We start from the raw sequence: 18,943 nt of genomic DNA, 5'->3' as shown, positions 1-18,943 counted from the left end.
CTCGAATGGGCGGACATTAAAAGTTAAGCAGCAAGCCAGGGGCCTCGATGAGCGATCATCGGGGCCTTTGACTTTCGGGCAGCCATTTCTTTTCGATGCGGCAGACCATGGTATAGGCCGGGTCGAACACGTTGCCGACCTCATAGCGCACCACCTGCCCCATGAGATGGCTCGCAGCCACGGCCGAAAGCCCATAGTCGCCGGTCAGCCAATCGAACATTTCGGTCGTTGCGTGTTGGAGGGCCTGATCGAGCGGCCGGGCATTGCCCACGGTATAGATCGTTTTGCCGGTTTCGCCGCGCGGCCAGACCTGCTTGCGGCCCTTGAGAAGGCTCAAGCGGACTTCCACTTCCATGGCGGTCTCGACACCGGTGCCGACGATTTCGCCATCGCCCTGGATGGCGTGGCAATCCCCGAGGAAGAACAGCGCCCCGGGCTCGAAGACGGGAAACCAGACACGGGCTCCCGGCCCGAAGCCGCGATAATCCATGTTGCCGCCGTTTTCGGCGCTGGTGGCGGTGGAAATGGCATGGCCGCCGGCTGGCGCGACACCGAAGCAACCGATCATCGGTTCGAGCGGCAGGATCAGCTGTTCCAGCCCGGGAACAGTGTCTTTCAACTGGACGGTGCCGGCTTTGGCGTCGATGATCCAGTCGGCCCTGTCGCGCGGCGGCAAGTCGCGGACGCGCTCCGGATCAACGACATTGCCGGCGAGCGCCGCCCGCGTCCAGCCGGTCGCGCGGATGGGTGTCATGCGGACAATATCGACCTGCAGCACATCGCCGGGCTCGGCGCCCTCGACATGGACCGGGCCGTTCATCGGATTGGGGCCCGACGCACGGGCGACGCCGTCCTTGTCATAGCCCGCAGCGTCGATCGTTTCGGTGATCACCGTATCGCCGTCCGCGACCCGCAGGGCTGCCGGCAGCTTGGCCAGAACGCTATGCCAGGCTGCCGGTGCAAAGCGATGCGTTGCCATTATTCGGCCGCCGCCTTCTGGTCTTCGGGCCGCTGGTCGGTGATGGCAAGTATTTCCGGCTCGTCCGAATCGGGACGCTTGCGGCGAATGCGCAATCGCTTGATGCGGCGGCCATCGGCGGCCAGAATCTCGAATTCGAAGCCTTCGAGCCCGGTCACCTTCTCGCCCCGGCGCGGCACATGGCCGGCAAGGTCGAAAACGAGACCACCGATGGTTTCGACATCCTCGGCATGCTCACCCGGGTCGAAATCGTCGCCCACCACAGCCCGAACCTCATCGAGCTCGGCGCGCGCATTGGCAATATAAGTGTCGGCGCCCACCTTGCGCACCATGGCGCGGACGGCTTCGTCGTGCTCGTCCTCGATCTTGCCGACGATGGCTTCGAGCAGGTCTTCGATGGTCACGAGACCATCGGTGCCGCCATATTCGTCAACGACGATCGCCATGTGGACGCGCGAGGCGCGCATCGATTGGAGGAGATCGCCGGCCGGCATGAAGGTCGGCACGAACATCGCCGTGCGCGTGATGCCGAGCTTGTTGATCTTTTGCTTGAGCGCTGCCGAAAGCAGGCGAACCGGCACATCCTTTTCAGGATCGGTCACCGCCTCGGTGATCTTGGCCATGGCATCCTTGATGTGGATGAAGCCGATGATCTTGTCGAGTTCGTCTTCATAGACGGGAAGGCGCGAATGGCCGACCTGGCGGAATTTGGCGATCAGGGTGCCTAGATTGATATCGGCCTCGACAGCCTGGATATCGGAGCGCTCGACCATGATGTCGTCGATCGAGACGCCGGAAAGTTTCAACACGTTCTGGATGATCGTGCGTTCGCTTTCGGTAAAATCGGTGCCATCGGCGCTGACACTCTCATCGAGCGCCACCTGCAGATCGTCGCGCAGCGACATGGTCCGCAGGGCCAGAATGGACTTGAGCCGGTTGATCAGGCTCGGCCCCCGCGCTTTCTCGGCGGGGGCGGGACTAGAAGGAGGCTCGGGATTATCGGGGACCCGGGGACCCTTACGATCGGTGTCGTTCATCAGTGTCAGGCCGTTCGGGACGGCGCGCTGTCCTTATAAAAGAATGCAGTCGGGAGGCCGGATATCAGACGGCCTCATCGGCATAGGGATCGGCAATGCCGAGCCCGGCCAATATCTGGGTTTCGAGCCCTTCCATCTGAAGGGCTTCCGCCTCTACCAGATGATCATAGCCCAAAACGTGCAAAAAGCCATGCACGACGAGATGAGTAAAATGATCTTCGAGGGAAACGCCCTGCTCTTGCGCCTCGCGGATCAGCGTTTCCCGGGCGAGCGTGATATCGCCCAGGATGCCGACGACCGGCCCGAAGGGCTCGATCTGGGGGAAACTGAGGACGTTGGTCGAAGAATCCTTGCCCCGGTATTGGGCATTGAGTTCGCGCTGCTCGGCGTCTTCGGTCAACAAGATAGAGATCTCGGCCGCGCCCTTGATCTTGGGCTTTGCGCCTTCGATCGCGGCGAGAACCGCGCGCTCGGCGAGCGCGTCGAAATGATCGGGCCAGCCATCCGCATTGCGGATGACGGCGATTTCAATTGGAGGCACGGGCGGCACGATGGGCTACTCGTTGCGTGGCATGGTGCCGAGAGTGCGCGCAAGACCAGTGGTATCGCCCTCTTTCTGCGCCAGCCGCCGCGCCGTGTCGGCCTCGTAAGCGCGAACGATACGGCCGACCAGCGCGTGGCGCACGACGTCCTTGTCGCCGAAGCGGGAGATGTGCACACCCTCGACGCCATCAAGGAGGTTGACCGCCTCGACAAGCCCGGACTTCTCGCCCCGCGGCAAGTCGACCTGGGTCGGATCGCCGGTAACGATCATCTTCGAATTTTCACCGAGACGGGTCAAAAACATCTTCATCTGCATCGATGTGGTGTTTTGCGCCTCATCGAGGATGACGACGGAATTGGCGAGCGTGCGGCCGCGCATGAAGGCGAGCGGCGCGACCTCGATGATGCCCGAGGTGATGCAGCGCTCGACGTTTTCCGGCTTCATCATGTCGTAAAGCGCGTCATAGAGCGGGCGGAGATAGGGATCGACCTTGTCCTTCATATCGCCCGGCAAGAAACCCAGGCGCTCGCCGGCTTCGACGGCCGGACGCGAAAGAATGATGCGGTTGATGTCGCCGCGCTCCAAGAGCGAAGCGGCATGCGCGACGGCGAGATAGGTCTTGCCGGTACCGGCGGGGCCGACGCCGAATACGAGCTCGGATCGGTCCATGGCCCGCATATAGGCGTCCTGCGCCGGGGTGCGGGCGGCGATCGTTGCTTTTCGCGTCGCGATCTGGGCCATGCGGACCTTGCCCTTACGCTCGAGCGTCGGCAGGGTGAGCTGGCTATCCTCGGTTTCAACCATGCGGATGACCGCGTCGACATCGGCGATGTCGGCCGTGCGGCCTTCCTCAAGGCTGGCATAAAGCGATTCAAGCACGCGACGCGCCTGGTCGACCCTGGAGGCCGAGCCCTTAAGCAGCACATGATTGCCGCGTGGCGTAGCTGACACGGCAAGGCGCTGTTCGATGAGGGCAAGGTTTTGGTCGAAATCGCCGTAGAGCTGGGCTGCCAGGCGATTATCTTCAAAGGCGAGTTCGAGTTGCGATGCGAGGGCGTTATCTGCGGTGGGTGGCAAGTGCCTGCTCAAACTTTCTCGGCTCCCGAAGGGAGGGCGCAATATGCGCGCTCCAACACAAAACGAGGCTAGGACGATTTGGTGTCCGTGTCTGTAGATTTTTTATGACGCCGGGCCCATGTCCAACATATAGGGACGAAGCCCGAGATTACCAAACTTCGGCTGGCGCATCAGGCCTGTCGCAATATTTAGTGCGGGACGAAATTTTTAGGGAGATGCGCCATGGTCTCGGTGGTTCTCGACCCCCTGCCCTCCGATGACGAAATGCGTGCGCTCTGGCTCGCGTCCTGGGGCGATGGCGGGCCAGCGAGCTGGCAGCCGGTTCTCAAGCAAAGCCTGGTCCATGTCGGGGCGTATGACGGCCCTCGACTGGTTGGCTATGTCAACGTCGCCTGTGACGGCGGCAGCCACGCCTTCCTCCTTGACACCTGTGTCCACCGTGACTTTCAGCGACAGGGTATCGCGACGCTTTTGGTCAAGACGGCTGAAGCTGCCGCGCGGCAACGCGGCGCCAAGTGGCTTCATGTCGACTTCGAGCCGCATCTGACAGCGTTTTATCGCGCTTGTGGCTTCAGACCCACCGAGGCTGGGCTCATTGCCCTTTAAGCTGCGATCGCGCGCTTGAGCCGGCCAACCAAAGAATTGGTCGAGGTGCCGATGATGTCCACCTCGTGGATCGCCCCGATCAGGTCCGTCGAGCCTTCAAGGTGAACGGCCTGCAGATAAGGCGAGCGCCCGCCGACCTGGCCGGGCATGCGGCCCACCCGCTCGATAAGCACGGGCAAGGTCCTGCCGACGCAGGAGGCATGGAACGCGGTCGTCTGCTGATTGACCAGCGCCTGGAGCCGCGCCAGGCGCTCGGTCTTGACCGCCTCTTCGACCTGATCGGGCAGGTTGGCGCCGGGCGTGCCGGGGCGGGTCGAATATTTGAAGGAATAGGCCGAGGCGTAGCCGGTCTCGCGGATAATCTTGAGCGTATCCTCGAAGTCGGCATCGGTTTCGCCCGGAAAACCGACAATGAAATCACCCGACATTGCCATATCGGGCCGCGCGGTCTTGATGCGTTCGATAAGAGTCAGATATTCGGCCGCCGTGTGCTTTCGGTTCATCGCCTTCAGGATGCGATCTGAACCGGATTGCACCGGCAGATGCAGGTAAGGCATCAGGAAAGGCAGGTCGCGGTGCGCTGCGATCAACGCATCGTCCATGTCGCGTGGATGGCTGGTCGTATAGCGCAGGCGCTCCAGGCCCGGAATTTCGGCAAGCAGATAGGCCAGCTCGCCGAGGCCGACCGAACGGCCCGACGCATCCTCGCCGTGATAGGCGTTGACGTTCTGGCCAAGGAGCGTGATTTCCTTGACCCCGGCGTCTGCAAGCCGCCGCGCTTCGTCAAGGACCTGCGCGACGGGACGGCTGACCTCGGCGCCGCGCGTATAAGGAACGACGCAGAACGAGCAGAACTTGTCGCAGCCTTCCTGGACGGTGAGGAAAGCGGTGAGGCCGCGCCCGATGGTGACGTCTTTTTTGGCTGCCGGCAGGTGGGCGAATTTGTCTTCTTCGGGAAAATCGGTGTCGACCACCGCCCGCTTGAGCGCGGGGTGCATGTGGCGATTGGCTTCGGCTTTGGCGAGCATGTCCGGCAGGCGGTGATAGGCTTGCGGGCCGAAAACCATATCGACCATGGGCGCGCGGCGAGCGATTTCCTCGCCCTCGGCCTGCGCCACGCAGCCGGCAACCCCGATCATCATGTCGCCGCCTGTGGCGCGCTTTTCTGTTTGCAATTCTTTGAGCCGCCCGAGCTCGGAGAACACCTTTTCGCTGGCCTTCTCGCGAATGTGGCAGGTGTTGAGCAACACAAGGTCGGCCTCGCCGATCTCCTGCGTCGGAATATAGCCGTGCGGCGCGAGGGCGTCGGCCATGCGATCGCTGTCATAGACGTTCATCTGACAGCCGTAGGTTTTGATGAAAAGTTTCTTGGGCAGCGCTTCGTTCATGCGGGCCTCTTTACCAGACCCGAAGCCGTGATGCCATGGCTTGCAACTCATGCGTGGCCCGCGTGTTCTGCTCTCTACTCAGTAAAGGAATTTGCCATGACTACTCCCGAAAAGGACCAAGCCGCGGCCATGAAGGACGGCAAGAAGCCGGGACCCAAGGATTCGCCCGTTCAGGTGCGCAATGCCGGTGTCGACGAACAGGCGCAAAAGCCCAAGAAATGGGACGAAGTCGACGAAGCGGTCGACGAGAGCTTTCCCGCAAGCGACCCTGTTGCTAAATATTGACCAACCCGCCGGGGCAACGCCGGTCGCTAAATAAGGATCGAGGTGCCATGGCGGCGCAAGCGCAAGACCGGCTCACCGAGCCAGCCAAACCGCTGAAAAACCGCCATGCGCAACCGGTCGCGGGCTATCTGTTTGCATTGGTGCTGGCTATCCTCGTGCCGGCGCTGATCGTTGCGATCGTCCTCCTCAATCGTACCAACGATGCTCAGGAAGGCGTCGTACAGGCGCTGACCAATGCGACCGTGCAGGCCATGGGCCAATCGGTTGATCGGGAAATTTCGGGCATGATCACCACCTTGCGGGTGATTTCGTCCGACCCGTCCTTGCAGAATGGGAATCTCGAAGAGTTCTATCGCCGCGCCGTCATGGCGCTGGCTGGCACCGGCGCCTATCTGCTCGCCGTCGATAGCCAATATAATCAATATTTTAACACCCGCGCCGCGTTCGGCGAGGGTCTCGAAAAGACCTCGGACACCGTAACCGCGGCTAGAGCTGTCGAGCGCAGTCGGCCGACCGTTTCGGGCCTTTTCTTTGGCCAGGTGGCCGGCACCTGGGTCTATAATGTCTGGCTGCCGCTGCCTTCGGAAAATCCTGTCCGCCTTCTCGCACTGACGCAGAATGCGCGCGATCTCACCCCCGTCCTGCATTCACGCGAATTGCCCAAGGGCTGGAATGCGGTGCTCGTTGACGCCAGTAATGCTGTCATTTCGGTAGCGACGGGCAATGATATCGCCATTGGCGATACGCTTCCCATCCGCCGCAATATCGACAATCCCACGACCGGCTGGATCGAGGAAACCCTTCACGGCGAACGCGTCGTTACGGTTGAATGGCGCTCGGGTCTGACCGGCTGGCGGATCGTTGCCTGGGCTTCGGCAGCGCAGGTCAAAAGCCCGCTCGGTGAATCCCTTTTGCAGCTGGCGGCCTGGATGCTGGTCATCGCCATCGCTGCCTCCATCGTTGCCTTCTTCATCGGCAAGCGCCTCAGCCAGTCGGTGCGCGGCCTGCGGCTCGATGCGCAGCGGCTGGGGCGCGGTGAAGCAGTGTTCGAGCGTTATTATCCGGTCGCCGAAATCGGCGAAGTTTCGCGCGCCCTGGTTCTGGCCTCGCGCGAGCGCCAGGCCGCAGAGCGCGACGTGCGCTTTCTGATGCGCGAACTGGCACACCGCTCGAAAAACCAGATGGCGGTGATCTCCGCCATGGCTAAGCAAACCGCCCGCGGCGCCACCGACGTGCCGAGCTATGTGCAGGCGCTCGAGCGACGGATCATGGGCCTTGCCCGCTCGACCGATCTGCTCCTCGCCCATGGCCGGGCAGGCGTCTCGATCCGCGAATTGATCGATCTCCAGCTCAACCCCTTCAAGCCCGCCGAAGAGGATCGTGTCACCATTGAAGGATCCGATATCCGCATCAATCCGCAGGGCGCGCAGATCTTGGGCATGGCCTTTCATGAGCTGGCGGTCAACGCTACCCAATATGGCGCCTTTGCCGATGAACTGGGCCGGCTCTTGCTCACTTGGAGCGAGGAAGACGAGAAGGTGAGCCTGCGCTGGCGGGAAACGCTGTCGCGTCCCCTGCAAGCGATCGAGCGCAAAGGCTTTGGCACGACCGTCTTGCGCACCATGGTGGGGGGCGCGCTTGGGGCGCTTGTGGAACGCGTCGAGCATGCCGATGGGGTCGAATGGGTGTTTGACATTCCCATGACTGCGCTCGATCCCGCCTTTGCCGCCGTGCGCCCGGACGAGCAGATGGAAAAGCGCGAATCCGAATAGGACTGGCTTTTCTCGTGTCTTTCCACTAAGAAGCCGCCAGCAGGCGCCAAGCGCCGGCAAGACCGGCCCTACCTGGACGACATCCCGGCTGGGGCTTTTTCATCCTCTCTATTTGCAAAGGATTGATCGATGTCGATTACCGCTGAGCGCAAGACCGAACTCATCCAGGAATACGCCACCAAGGCCAATGATACCGGTTCGCCGGAAGTCCAGGTCGCGATCCTGTCCGAGCGTATTGCCAACCTGACCGAGCACTTCAAGGACCACTCCAAGGACAACCATTCCCGTCGTGGTCTCCTGAAGCTGGTTTCGACGCGTCGCCGCCTTCTCGACTACCTCAAGAAGGTCGACGAGAACCGCTACAAGACGCTGATCGAAAAGCTCGGCCTGCGTCGCTAAGCTCTTTCCGGCACGGAGGCCTGCTTCCGTGCCGGTTGCCCTTTTGGGGCTACGATTGGAGCCTATGGCTCCCCTGGACCCGATCCGGTGGCTTTCGAAGCATCAGACGTTCCAGGTCTTTACGTTATCGCGTTTTCAAAGCGGAAGTGGATGCCACTTTCGAGAAAACGCTCTAGGCCGGCAGCGCCGGAGCATGGCAGGATTATTAGCGCCTTCCGCTGTGGAGACGCTTGTTGTCTTGTCCATGTTCTGTCTGCTGCCAAGACAGAAACAGTGCCTGATTTTGAGCCGGTGCGCACATGGGGTGCGGCGCCGGTGCGGGCACACCGAGGCGTTCGTGGGCCATTGGCCTAGCCCGCGTTCCCGCGCTTCGGACAGAATGGAAAGACAGAATATGTCCATTAATTTCGATCACCATAAGGTCGAGCTCAACTGGGGCGGCCAGCCGCTGACCCTCGAGACCGGCAAGATCGCGCGCCAGGCCGATGGCGCCGTGCTCGCAACGCTCGGCGAAACCGTGCTGCTCGCGACCGTCGTTTCGGCCAAGTCGGCCAAGCCCGGCCAGGACTTTTTCCCCCTGACCGTCAACTACCAGGAAAAGTATTTTGCCGCCGGCAAGATCCCGGGTGGCTACTTCAAGCGTGAAGGCCGTCCGACCGAGAACGAGACGCTGACGAGCCGCCTCATCGACCGTCCGATCCGTCCGCTTTTCCCCGATGGCTACAAGAACGAGACCCAGGTGGTCGTCACCGTTCTGCAGCATGATATGGAAAACAATCCCGACGTGCTTGCCATGGTCGCGGCTTCCGCTGCGTTGACCATCTCCGGCGTGCCGTTCATGGGCCCGATCGGCGCGGCACGCGTTGCCTATATCGATGGCGCCTATGTGCTGAACCCGTCGATCGATCGCCGCTCGGATTCCAAGCTCGATCTCGTCATGGCCGGCACGCAGGACGCCGTGCTCATGGTTGAATCGGAAGCCCAGGAGCTTTCCGAAGAAGTCATGCTCGGCGCCGTGATGTTCGGCCATGCCGAAAGCGCCAAGGTCATCCAGGCGATCATCAAGCTCGCTGAGCTTGCCGCCAAGGAACCGCGCGATTTCCAGGCTCCGGATTTCTCGGCGCTTGAAGCCGAAGTTCTGGCCATTGCGGAAGCCGATCTCCGCGCTGCCTATCAGATCACCAACAAGGCCGATCGCTATGCTGCGGTCGATGCTGCCAATGCCAAGGTCAAGGAAGCTTTCGCTGCCAAGATCGAAGCGGGCGAAATCTCCAAGGAAGATCTCGGCGAAGTCGTCCACAATCTCCAGGCCAAGATCGTGCGCTGGAACATTCTGGATACCGGCGCCCGCATCGACGGCCGTGATCTGAAAACCGTTCGCCCGATCCTTGCCGAAGTCGGCGTTTTGCCGCGTACCCATGGCTCGGCCATCTTCACGCGTGGCGAAACCCAGGCGCTGGTGGTTGCAACTCTTGGTACAGCCGAAGACGAGCAGTTCATCGATAGTCTTGAAGGCACCAAGAAGGAAAACTTCCTGCTGCACTACAACTTCCCGCCATACTCGGTTGGTGAAGCTGGCCGCATGGGTTCGCCGGGCCGTCGCGAAATCGGCCATGGCAAGCTCGCCTGGCGCGCGATCAACCCGATCCGTCCCTCGATCGAAGAATTCCCCTACACGATCCGCGTCGTGTCCGAGATCACCGAATCGAACGGCTCGTCCTCGATGGCGACCGTCTGCGGCACTTCGCTGGCGCTGATGGATGCTGGCGTGCCGATGAAGCGTCCGGTGGCCGGTATCGCTATGGGCCTCATTCTCGAAGGCGAGAAGTTTGCTGTTTTGAGCGACATTCTCGGCGACGAGGATCACCTCGGCGACATGGACTTCAAGGTGGCCGGTACCGACCAGGGCGTCACATCGTTGCAGATGGACATCAAGATCGCCGGTATCACCGAAGAGATCATGAAGATCGCCCTGGCCCAGGCCAAGGAAGGCCGCATCCACATCCTGGGTGAAATGGCCAAGGCGCTGACCGAATCGCGTGGCGAAGTCGGCGAATTCGCGCCGCGGATCGAAACGCTGAAAATCCCGACCGACAAGATCCGTGAAGTGATCGGCACCGGCGGCAAGGTGATCCGCGAGATCGTCGAAAAAACCGGCGCCAAGATCAACATCGAAGACGACGGCACGGTCAAGGTTTCGTCCTCGGACGGTACCCAGATCGAAGCCGCGATCAAGTGGATCCGCTCGATCACCGACGAAGCCGAAGTCGGCGCCATTTACCAGGGTACCGTGGTCAAGACCGCCGATTTCGGCGCGTTCGTGAACTTCTTCGGCGCCAAGGACGGCCTCGTCCACATCTCCCAGCTGGCCGACCAGCGCGTTGCCAAGACCACCGACGTGGTCAAGGAAGGCGACAAGGTCTGGGTCAAGCTGCTCGGCTTTGACGAACGCGGCAAGGTCCGTCTCTCCATGAAGGTCGTCGACCAGGCAACCGGCAAGGAAATCGTCAAGGAAGCCAAGGAAGCCGACGCCGAATAAGCGGCGTCGACCGCGAATCTATGAGAGGGCCTGGAGCGATCCGGGCCCTTTTTCATGTGCCCAAATGTGGCAATGACCGCCGTCGAGCTCGGTAAGGATTTTGTAAGAATCGAGATCGGCAAAGGCTGGATTGTGCAACTGTTCCAAGCCACTAGCACACGAAGCCGTGATATCGGGCAGATTCCGTTGCTCTTCTGCAACAGTACTTTTTCCATCACATTGTGGCGAGGAACGGCCACATTCGTGCCACGTTAAGGGGCAGAAGCATTACTGCAGGAACGAGGCGATGTCCGCCTTCCGATTTCCCTGCCCGCCCGAGGTTGTGTTTTGATTTCTCGTCGCCTGTTCCTCCTTGGCTTGTCCGCGACTGCCCTGTCCGCCTGCTCCACCACCCGCCAGCCCGTTATGCAGGAGCCGGTGATCGATCCGTATTACCTGCGCATGTACGGTCCCGTGACCAATGAACCGTACCTTGTCGAAGGCATGGACCTGCGCCGCGTCGACCCAAAATGGTGGCGTCAGGAAGTTGAATATTTCACCACCGAAAAGCCGGGCACGCTGGTCGTCGATACGCCCGCGCACTACCTCTACCTCGTCATGGAAGGCGGCCGTGCGCTGCGCTATGGCGTCGGCGTCGGCAAGGACGAAGCGCTGGTCTTCCGTGGCAACGCCACGATCGGCCGCAAGGCTGCATGGCCGCGCTGGACCCCGACGCAGTCGATGATCAAGCGCGAGCCCGATCGCTATGGCCCCTATGCCGGCGGCATGGATCCCGGCCCGACCAATCCGCTCGGCCCGCGCGCGCTCTACCTCTACAAGAACGGCGCCGATACGCTCTTCCGTATCCATGGCACGACCGAGCCCTATACCATCGGGACCAACGTGTCTTCTGGCTGTATCCGCCTGATGAACCAGGACATCATCGACCTTTATGCCCGCGTTCCCGTCGGCGCACGTGTGACCGTTATCAACTGATCGCTCGATGAGATGCGGGGGCGTAATGTCCCTGCAATCAAACACGGCGACAGATGACAAAATTGCCGGCTGCGGATCAAACCGTAGTCACCCGCAACCGGCATTTCAGAGCCCGCTCCCAAAAGGGGCGGGCTTTTTGTTGGCCAAGAGTCGCGCAGCGCGCCGGAGGCTGCTAGGCTTGCGCAATGTTCGTCCTCATTAACGGATCGTTTGGCATCGGCAAGTCTACGTTGGCCGATAACCTGGCCCAGGCGATCGCCGGGTCGGTGATCTCCGATCCCGAGCGCATCGGCTTCGTAGTGCGCCGCCTGCCACCCTATCTGCTTGGCATGCTTTGCCAACCCCAAGACTATCAGGACCTGTCGCTCTGGCGCCGTCTCATTGCTGTGTAGGCCAAGGCGCACCATTCTCGGGCTCACATGGTGCTGATACCGATGGCCTTTACGAACCGGTCCTATCTCGGCGAATTCGAAACCCGCCTGAAGAGGACTGCGCCTGTGCTCAAGCTCTGCCTTGTTGCGCCGCTCGACACGATCCGTGCCCGGCTGGGGGAGCGGGCAAAGCTTGAAGGGCGGACGGGGCTCACGGCTTTCGAAGAGTGGCGGTCATCAGAATGCGTTGCGGCGCATGGGGACGCATTTTTGGACAGCCCATCGATGCAGCAGCGTCGCCTCATGCCGTTCTTGAACATGCACGGTCAGTCATCGCAGCGGCGAGTGCGGAGTTGGTTGGCTGAAGTTCTCGCGGCATGCCGTCAGCTGACAGCTGCATCTCCACCGCGACAGTGACCGGGCCGCCTTGGCAAGTGCCGCCACGCGTTGCTGACTAGGCGCGGTGTTCTTGCGCGAGCATGTCGGGGATCTGCCGAGCGGCCTCGGGGTCGAGACCCGTGGCCACCAGCACTTCATAGGCAAAGCTCGCCGGGGACGGCGCAGGCGCGGTAATGATATTGACATCGCGCAAGGCAGGGCTCTGGTCGACATAGCAGCTCCTGCCGGCGTAGCCGGGGGCATGCTGTTCGAGATAGCCGGGGCCGTTGGAAGTGTGGGCGACGTCATCGAGTAGGCCCGCCCGTGCAAGCGCGATGGTGCCCCCGCAGATCCCGGCCACCACGGCGCCGTTGGCAAGGCTTTGCCGCAGGGCTTCGCCGATATCGGGCGCGCTGCCGCCTTCCAAGGCTGGCCCGCCGGTAACAACCACGACGCCGCCCTGCTGAAGCTGAAACCGTGCCGTGTCCACGATGGGCAGGCCCGCTGCCGAGCGCAGGGCACCACCAGTGGGCGAACAAAAAGTTATGTCGGCGTTGAAGAAAGCCCGGCCGGCGCCGGTCAAGGCGGCGATCTCCCAGTCGGAATAGCTTTCGGTCAGAATAACCATGATTGGGTGCATCGGTGCCTCCTCGTAGCGGTATCGGCAAGAGCCCAAACGAAAAGGGCGCAGCTTGCGCTGCGCCCTTGGCATGAATTTTTCGTCGCGCTTAAAGCGTGCGCTGGACCGTTTCGACGCGGAAGCATTCGATCTGGTCGCCGGCGCGGATGTCTTCGTAGTTTTCGAAGGCCATGCCGCATTCTTGGCCGACCTGGACTTCCTTGACTTCGTCCTTGAAGCGCTTGAGCGTCTTGAGCTTGCCTTCGTGGATGACGACGTTGTCGCGGAGGAGGCGCACACCGGCACCGCGCTCGACGATGCCTTCCGTGACTTGGCAACCTGCAACCTTACCGACCTTGGTGATCTGGAAGACTTCCTTGATCGTGGCATAGCCGATGAAGGTTTCGCGACGTTCCGGCGAAAGCAGACCCGACATCGCGCTCTTCACGTCATCCACGAGGTCGTAGATGATGTTGTAGTAGCGGATTTCGATGCCTTCGCGGGTCGCCAGATCCGAGGCCTGCTTGTTGGCGCGGACGTTGAAGCCGATGATGATGGCCTTCGACGCTGTTGCCAGGGTCACGTCGGATTCGGTGATGCCGCCGACGCCCTGATGGAGGATCTGGGCCGAGACTTCATCGGTGCCGAGCTTATCAAGGCTGGCGACGATGGCTTCGACCGAACCCTGCACGTCACCCTTGATGATGAGCGGGAACTTGGCGATGCCCGAAGCCTTGAGCTGATTCATCATCTGCTCGAGGCTAGTGGCGCCACCGCCGGCCGTCTTTTCACGGATGGCGCGCTGACGGTATTCGGTGACTTCGCGGGCACGGGCTTCGGTTTCGACGACCGAGCAACGATCGCCGGCCGATGGCACGCCGGTGAAGCCGAGAACTTCCACCGGAACCGAGGGACCGGCTTCCTTGACCTGCTCGCCCTTGTCGTTGATCAGCGCGCGAACCCTTGCGAATTCGGTGCCGGCTACGAGAATGTCGCCGACGCGGAGCGTGCCGCGCTGAACGAGAACCGTCGCCACGGCGCCACGGCCGCGATCGAGCTTGGCTTCGACCACGATACCTTCGGCGCGACCATCACGGGCGACCTTGAGCTCGAGGACTTCTGCCTGGAGAAGGATGGTTTCGAGGAGCTTGTCGAGACCAGCGCGCGTCTTCGCCGAAACTTCGACGTCGAGCACTTCGCCGCCCATCGATTCGACGAACACTTCATGCTGAAGCAGTTCGGTGCGAACGCGCTGGGGGTTGGCTTCCGGCTTGTCCATCTTGTTGATGGCCACGATGATCGGAACACCAGCAGCCTTGGCATGCTTGATGGATTCGATGGTCTGCGGCATGACGCCGTCATCGGCCGCCACGACCAGCACCGCGATATCCGTCGCCTGGGCGCCGCGGGCACGCATGGCGGTGAACGCCTCGTGGCCCGGGGTGTCGAGGAAGGTGATCTTGGTGCCGTTCTTTTCGACCTGATAGGCGCCGATATGCTGGGTGATGCCGCCGGCTTCACCCGAAACCACATTGGCTTCGCGGATCGCGTCGAGCAGCGAAGTCTTGCCGTGGTCGACGTGGCCCATGATGGTCACGACCGGCGCACGATCGGTCAAATCCTCGGCCTTGTCGTCGGATGGGATGTCGAAGAGACCTTCTTCGACGTCGGCTTCCGAGACGCGCTTGACGGTATGACCCAGTTCGCTGGCGATCAGTTCAGCTGTGTCGGCATCGATCACGTCGGTGATCTTGGCCATCTGGCCCTGCTGCATCAGCATCTTGATGACGGTGACGGAGCGTTCGGCCATGCGGTTGGCGAGTTCGCCCACCGTGATGACTTCCGGGATGACGACTTCGCGGCTGAGCTTTGGCGCATCCTGCTGGTTGCGGCCCATCTTCTTGTCGCGACGACGCTTCATGGCAGCCAGCGACGGACCGCGATCGCGATCGCTTTCGGTCGTGGCGCTGGACACCGTCAGGCGGCCACGGCCGCTGTCTTCACCAGCCCGGCGGGTCGGACGCTCGGGCTGAGCGCGCGAGGCACGGCGGGCATTTTCGAGTTCCGCTTCGCTTGTCGGACGCACCTGGGGGGCGCCGCTGCGGACGCGACGGCCATCTGCTTCGCTCGGCGGCGCCGGAGGCACGTTGCCGATCGGGGCCATGCCGGCACCGGCTGGACGACGATCAAAACCCGGACGGGCACCGGCCGAGCCGGCGGGACGGGTCCCGGTCGAGCCTGCGGGGCGCGTATTGGCCGGGCGCTCGCCGCTCGGGCGGGCACTATCTGGGCGGGTATTGGACGGACGTTCGCCCGGACGGGCACCATCGGGACGTTCGCTGCGCTGCGGACGCGCCGACTGGCCCGGACGGCCCGAAACGGTACGAACGCTCGAAGGACCTGGATTGCGCTGGCTGGCGGGGACGAACGGTTCGCGTGCCGGTTCCGGCTCGCGAGCAGCGGCCTGGGGCGCGGAGGCAACGCTCGAAGCAGCTTCCTCTTCGGCGCGACGGGCTTCCTCGGCCTTGCGGCGCTCTTCTTCCTGGCGAGCGGCTTCCTCGCGGACCTGGCGACGACGATTGTCATCCTCGATCCGGCGGGCTTCTTCAGCCGCAAAGCGCTCCTTGTCCTCGGCGGCACGTGCGCCGGCTAGTGCCAGAGCGCGCTGGCGGGCTTCGGCTTCCGCAGCCGAAAGACCGAGCGGAGCGCGCTGGTTCTGCATCGGCCGGCCCTGGCCGGGACGGCCGGAAGCGCCTGGACGGCCACCGCCCGATGGCGTGCCAGTGGGAACACCGGCCGGTTTGGGCACCACGCGCGTGCGCTTCTCCACGACCACCGTCGAGCGCGAGGGACCGCGCGACGTGCCGGCGCGATTGCCCAGCGACGGCCCGCCCTTGAGGGTCAGTGTCTTCTTGGCGCCAGTGTCGTCAGAACGCTTGTCGTCGTTATCAGCCATACTTCCTATCGTCTTTCGTCATGTTCCACGGACAAAAGCACACCGGGCGCCGCACGGCGGTCGGTGTCGTCATCCGTCGGAATGGCAGTGTAGCGGGCCAGTCTTTTGGCCTTTTCCAGTGCCGATTGGGCTGCCGCCCCTGTCATGAGGGCAGCATGTATCACATTTTCTAGTCCAAGTGCCAAACCCAATTGCACGCTTGAGAGCAATTCGAAATGCGGCACCTGGGAGCCGGCTGCGCTGCCCTCGCGTCGGGCGTGATTGAGGGCGCGCAGGGCCCCCAGCATCTTGTTCCTGCCATCCTCGGCAGCATCGGTCGCCGTGAGGAGGGCAATCAACTGCCCCGCCTCGATGGCGCTCTTGACCTTCATGCCGCCCGAAGTGAACTGACCGGCCTTGCGCGCCATGGCGAGCGAGGCGGCAAAGCGTTGTTCGAGCCGCAGTTTCGTCAGGTCCGCCAGATCGGGCGGCACCGTGACATTTTCCTTGAGGCTTCTGGCAAAAGCCTTCTTGCGCACCGCTTCTTCGACGGCTGCATGCGACAGCGTAATCCAGACGCCACGACCTTCGGCCTTCGCCTCGGTATCGGGGACGATGGTGCCATCGGGGCCGAGCACGAAGCGGATGAGCTCTCCCACCGGCCGTTCAAGCCGGGTAAGAGCACACATCCTTATTGTTTCTTCGCGCCGGGCCAAGACATCACCTAAAGAAGACGGTCCTCAGACCGCCTCCTCCTCGGTTTCGCCTTCACCAGCTTCGCTCGCGGCTTCCTCGGCAGTGACCCAGCCGGCGCGGATGCGCGCCTGCATGATCATGTCCTCGGCTTCCTCGCGGCTCACCGGGAAGTCCTTGAAGGTGCCGTCAAAGCGCTTGGTTTCGCCATCCTTGCGCTCGGTCCAGCCGACAAGGTCGTCAGCCGCGCAACCGGCAAAGTCTTCCACGGTCCTGATGTCTTCCTTGCCCAGAGCCACGAGCATTGCTGCGTTGAGGCCCGGGATTTCGTAAAGTTCCTCGTCAACGCCGAGCGCGATGCGCTCTTCGTCGAACTTGCGGTCGATCTCGGCGAGATACTCGGCCGCGCGGTTCTGGATTTCGCCGGCGGTTTCCTCGTCAAAGCCTTCGATGGAGGCAATTTCGTTGGGCTCGATATAGGCGAGCTCTTCGACCGAGGAGAAACCTTCCGAAGCCAAGAGTTGGGCAACCATCTCGTCAACGTCAAGGGCTTGCATGAACAAAGTCGAGCGCTCGGTGAATTCCTTGTGCCGGCGTTCGCTTTCTTCCTGCTCGGTCAGGATGTCGATATCCCAGCCGATGAGCTGCGAAGCAAGGCGCACATTCTGGCCGCGACGGCCAATGGCAAGCGAGAGCTGTTCATCGGGCACGACGACTTCGATGCGTTCGGCCTGTTCGTCGAGAACCACCTTGGCGACATCGGCCGGCTGAAGTGCGGACACGACGAGATCGGCAATGGTGTCGGTCCAGGGAATGATGTCGATCTTTTCGCCCTGCAGTTCGGCGACCACCGCCTGGACGCGCGAACCACGCATACCAACGCAAGCGCCGACGGGATCGATCGAAGAGTCGTTGGAGGTCACGGCGATCTTGGCGCGCGAACCCGGATCGCGGGCGATCGAGCGGATGGTGATCACGCCATCGTAGATTTCCGGCACTTCCTGCATGAACAGTTTGGCCATGAACTGCGGATGGGTGCGCGAGAGGAAGATCTGCGGCCCGCGCTGTTCGCGGCGGACGTCATAGATATAGGCGCGGACGCGGTCGCCATAGCGGAACATTTCGCGCGGGATCAGTTCGTCGCGGCGGATGATCGCTTCGCCGCGGCCGAGATCGACGATCACATTGCCATATTCGACGCGCTTGACGGTGCCGTTGACGATCTCGCCGACGCGGCCGGTATATTCCTCGAACATGCGGTCGCGCTCGGCGTCGCGCACCTTCTGCACGATCACCTGCTTGGCCGACTGGGCGGCAATGCGGCCGAATTCCATTGGCGGCAGCGGTTCGGTGAGGAAATCGCCGATCTTGGCTTCAGGCGACTTGGTCTTGGCGAACTTGAGATTGACCTGGCGGCTCGGCTCCTCGACTTCGTCGACGATCTCGAGCAGGCGCCACATGCGGGTTTCGCCCGAGCGCGGGTTGATCTCGACCTTGATCTCGGTCTCGGCGCCATAGCGGCCCTTGGCGGCCTTTTCCATGGCGTCCTGCATCGCCTCGATCACGACCATGCGGTCGATCGACTTTTCGCGCGCAACGGCATCCGCGATCTGCAAAAGCTCAAGGCGATTCGCGCTAACGGCCATTTACTTAGTCTCCTCGGGGAGGTTGTCGTCGTCATTGTCGGCATCGGCATATTCGACCGTTTCGGTCTCATCGTCATCGATCGGATGAAGCTCCTGATCGGCGCGCGCCATATCCATCAATTTGTCGGTCATCACGAGCTTGGCTTCGGCAATGGTCGAAAAACCGAGCTTGTGGTCGGGGTTGGTACCGCCCGGAGCATCGGGCAGGTGAATGGTCACGCCTTCATCGTCGACGGCGATGATGTCGCCGCGGAAACGCTTGCGGCCATTGATCATGTCGAGCAGTTCGACCTTGGCCTCATGGCCGAGGAAACGCTCGAAATCGCGCTTGCGCACGAGCGGACGGTCGATGCCGGCCGAAGACACTTCGAGGTGATATTCGCGGTCGATCGGATCTTCCACATCGAGAACCGGCGACAGGTCCTTGGAAAGCGCTTCGCAATCATTGATGGTGAAGCGGCCATTTTCGTCTTCGGCCATGATCTGCAGCGTGCAGCCATTTTCCGGAGTGATCTTGATGCGCACAAGGGAATAGCCAAGCCCATTGGCCACCGGCTCGACGATGCGAGCGATGCGGGCTTCGAGCCCGGTTTCCTTGATGTAGCGCTTTTCGGTGAGATCGAAAGCCAATTCACGTCCCAGATAAGCAAAAAGAGCGGGGCCGGTCAGGGCACCACTCTCTGAATGAGAGCAACGATGT

At 62.0% G+C, this 18,943-nt stretch carries 17 protein-coding genes; 7 read left to right on the top strand and 10 right to left on the bottom strand.

Features of this window, described 5'->3' with window-relative positions:
- Positions 1 to 55: 55 nt before the first annotated feature.
- The 4 genes from VW35_RS09715 to VW35_RS09700 form a co-directional block, all read right to left on the bottom strand.
- Positions 56 to 979 (bottom strand): acetamidase/formamidase family protein, encoded by a 924-nt coding sequence (locus tag VW35_RS09715; protein ID WP_046142846.1) that lies wholly within the window; start codon positions 977 to 979, stop codon positions 56 to 58.
- Entirely contained in the window at positions 979 to 2,016 is a 1,038-nt protein-coding gene (locus VW35_RS09710; protein WP_046142845.1) for a hemolysin family protein, read from the bottom strand. The genes VW35_RS09715 and VW35_RS09710 overlap by 1 nt, the downstream gene beginning before the upstream one ends.
- A 64-nt stretch (positions 2,017 to 2,080) precedes the next feature.
- Positions 2,081 to 2,557: an rRNA maturation RNase YbeY gene (ybeY, locus tag VW35_RS09705; protein WP_152662546.1), complete on the bottom strand. Its 477-nt coding sequence runs from the start codon at positions 2,555 to 2,557 to the stop codon at positions 2,081 to 2,083.
- 15 nt (positions 2,558 to 2,572) lie between these two features.
- The gene (locus tag VW35_RS09700) at positions 2,573 to 3,637 is read right to left on the bottom strand and encodes a PhoH family protein (RefSeq protein ID WP_244465870.1); all 1,065 of its coding nucleotides are present in this window, start codon (positions 3,635 to 3,637) and stop codon (positions 2,573 to 2,575) included.
- Positions 3,638 to 3,859: 222 nt separating this feature from the next.
- Between VW35_RS09700 and VW35_RS09695 the strand changes: the two genes are divergently transcribed.
- Positions 3,860 to 4,243: a GNAT family N-acetyltransferase gene (locus tag VW35_RS09695; protein WP_046142843.1), complete on the top strand. Its 384-nt coding sequence runs from the start codon at positions 3,860 to 3,862 to the stop codon at positions 4,241 to 4,243.
- Here VW35_RS09695 and miaB read toward each other — a convergent pair.
- Positions 4,240 to 5,631 carry a tRNA (N6-isopentenyl adenosine(37)-C2)-methylthiotransferase MiaB gene (gene miaB / locus VW35_RS09690; protein ID WP_046142842.1) on the bottom strand — a complete coding sequence of 464 codons (1,392 nt, stop codon included), beginning with the start codon at positions 5,629 to 5,631 and terminating at the stop codon, positions 4,240 to 4,242. The two genes, VW35_RS09695 and miaB, sit on opposite strands and share 4 nt — an antisense overlap.
- 96 nt (positions 5,632 to 5,727) lie before the next feature.
- Here miaB and VW35_RS09685 point away from each other — a divergent pair, with 96 nt between their 5' ends.
- The 6 genes from VW35_RS09685 to VW35_RS09655 all read left to right on the top strand — a co-directional run bounded on the left by VW35_RS09685 (position 5,728) and on the right by VW35_RS09655 (position 11,993).
- Positions 5,728 to 5,916: a hypothetical protein gene (locus VW35_RS09685; RefSeq protein WP_046142841.1), complete on the top strand. Its 189-nt coding sequence runs from the start codon at positions 5,728 to 5,730 to the stop codon at positions 5,914 to 5,916.
- Positions 5,917 to 5,963: 47 nt separating this feature from the next.
- Positions 5,964 to 7,688 (top strand): sensor histidine kinase, encoded by a 1,725-nt coding sequence (locus VW35_RS09680; RefSeq protein ID WP_052951629.1) that lies wholly within the window; start codon positions 5,964 to 5,966, stop codon positions 7,686 to 7,688.
- Positions 7,689 to 7,817: 129 nt separating this feature from the next.
- Positions 7,818 to 8,087 carry a 30S ribosomal protein S15 gene (gene rpsO, locus VW35_RS09675; RefSeq protein ID WP_046142840.1) on the top strand — a complete coding sequence of 90 codons (270 nt, stop codon included), beginning with the start codon at positions 7,818 to 7,820 and terminating at the stop codon, positions 8,085 to 8,087.
- Positions 8,088 to 8,481: 394 nt separating this feature from the next.
- Positions 8,482 to 10,626 carry a polyribonucleotide nucleotidyltransferase gene (pnp, locus tag VW35_RS09670; protein WP_046143047.1) on the top strand — a complete coding sequence of 715 codons (2,145 nt, stop codon included), beginning with the start codon at positions 8,482 to 8,484 and terminating at the stop codon, positions 10,624 to 10,626.
- Between the two features lie 327 nt (positions 10,627 to 10,953).
- Positions 10,954 to 11,601: a L,D-transpeptidase gene (locus VW35_RS09660; protein ID WP_046142838.1), complete on the top strand. Its 648-nt coding sequence runs from the start codon at positions 10,954 to 10,956 to the stop codon at positions 11,599 to 11,601.
- A gap of 185 nt (positions 11,602 to 11,786) precedes the next feature.
- Complete coding sequence (locus VW35_RS09655) at positions 11,787 to 11,993, top strand: hypothetical protein (protein WP_083982618.1); 207 nt, start codon at positions 11,787 to 11,789, stop codon at positions 11,991 to 11,993.
- A 433-nt stretch (positions 11,994 to 12,426) separates the two neighbouring features.
- On the opposite strand, the gene VW35_RS09645 is transcribed toward VW35_RS09655, so the two are convergent.
- From VW35_RS09645 to rimP, 5 genes are all read right to left on the bottom strand, one after another.
- The gene (locus VW35_RS09645; protein WP_046142836.1) at positions 12,427 to 12,990 is read right to left on the bottom strand and encodes a DJ-1/PfpI family protein; all 564 of its coding nucleotides are present in this window, start codon (positions 12,988 to 12,990) and stop codon (positions 12,427 to 12,429) included.
- 88 nt (positions 12,991 to 13,078) lie between these two features.
- Positions 13,079 to 15,925 carry a translation initiation factor IF-2 gene (infB, locus tag VW35_RS09640; protein WP_046142835.1) on the bottom strand — a complete coding sequence of 949 codons (2,847 nt, stop codon included), beginning with the start codon at positions 15,923 to 15,925 and terminating at the stop codon, positions 13,079 to 13,081.
- A 5-nt stretch (positions 15,926 to 15,930) separates the two neighbouring features.
- The gene (locus tag VW35_RS09635) at positions 15,931 to 16,620 is read right to left on the bottom strand and encodes an RNA-binding protein (protein ID WP_046142834.1); all 690 of its coding nucleotides are present in this window, start codon (positions 16,618 to 16,620) and stop codon (positions 15,931 to 15,933) included.
- 24 nt (positions 16,621 to 16,644) lie between these two features.
- On the bottom strand, positions 16,645 to 18,243 hold the full coding sequence (gene nusA / locus VW35_RS09630) for a transcription termination factor NusA (RefSeq protein WP_046142833.1): 1,599 nt from the start codon (positions 18,241 to 18,243) through the stop codon (positions 16,645 to 16,647).
- On the bottom strand, positions 18,244 to 18,873 hold the full coding sequence (gene rimP, locus VW35_RS09625) for a ribosome maturation factor RimP (RefSeq protein ID WP_052951626.1): 630 nt from the start codon (positions 18,871 to 18,873) through the stop codon (positions 18,244 to 18,246).
- Positions 18,874 to 18,943: the final 70 nt, after the last annotated feature.

The sequence above is a fragment of the Devosia soli genome, from assembly GCF_000970455.1.
Classification (GTDB): Bacteria; Pseudomonadota; Alphaproteobacteria; order Rhizobiales; family Devosiaceae; genus Devosia; species Devosia soli.
The sequence above is the reverse complement of the archived record's forward strand: the minus strand, read 5'-3'. Positions and strand labels throughout refer to the sequence as shown.

Coding starts and splice junctions, on each gene's coding strand:
- VW35_RS09645 (WP_046142836.1), bottom strand. CDS start 12,990: ATGCACCCAATCATGGTTATTCTGACCGAAAGCTATTCCGACTGGGAG.
- miaB (WP_046142842.1), bottom strand. CDS start 5,631: ATGAACGAAGCGCTGCCCAAGAAACTTTTCATCAAAACCTACGGCTGT.
- infB (WP_046142835.1), bottom strand. CDS start 15,925: ATGGCTGATAACGACGACAAGCGTTCTGACGACACTGGCGCCAAGAAG.
- rpsO (WP_046142840.1), top strand. CDS start 7,818: ATGTCGATTACCGCTGAGCGCAAGACCGAACTCATCCAGGAATACGCC.
- nusA (WP_046142833.1), bottom strand. CDS start 18,243: ATGGCCGTTAGCGCGAATCGCCTTGAGCTTTTGCAGATCGCGGATGCC.
- VW35_RS09685 (WP_046142841.1), top strand. CDS start 5,728: ATGACTACTCCCGAAAAGGACCAAGCCGCGGCCATGAAGGACGGCAAG.
- pnp (WP_046143047.1), top strand. CDS start 8,482: ATGTCCATTAATTTCGATCACCATAAGGTCGAGCTCAACTGGGGCGGC.
- VW35_RS09695 (WP_046142843.1), top strand. CDS start 3,860: ATGGTCTCGGTGGTTCTCGACCCCCTGCCCTCCGATGACGAAATGCGT.
- VW35_RS09715 (WP_046142846.1), bottom strand. CDS start 979: ATGGCAACGCATCGCTTTGCACCGGCAGCCTGGCATAGCGTTCTGGCC.
- VW35_RS09680 (WP_052951629.1), top strand. CDS start 5,964: ATGGCGGCGCAAGCGCAAGACCGGCTCACCGAGCCAGCCAAACCGCTG.
- VW35_RS09710 (WP_046142845.1), bottom strand. CDS start 2,016: ATGAACGACACCGATCGTAAGGGTCCCCGGGTCCCCGATAATCCCGAG.
- VW35_RS09655 (WP_083982618.1), top strand. CDS start 11,787: ATGTTCGTCCTCATTAACGGATCGTTTGGCATCGGCAAGTCTACGTTG.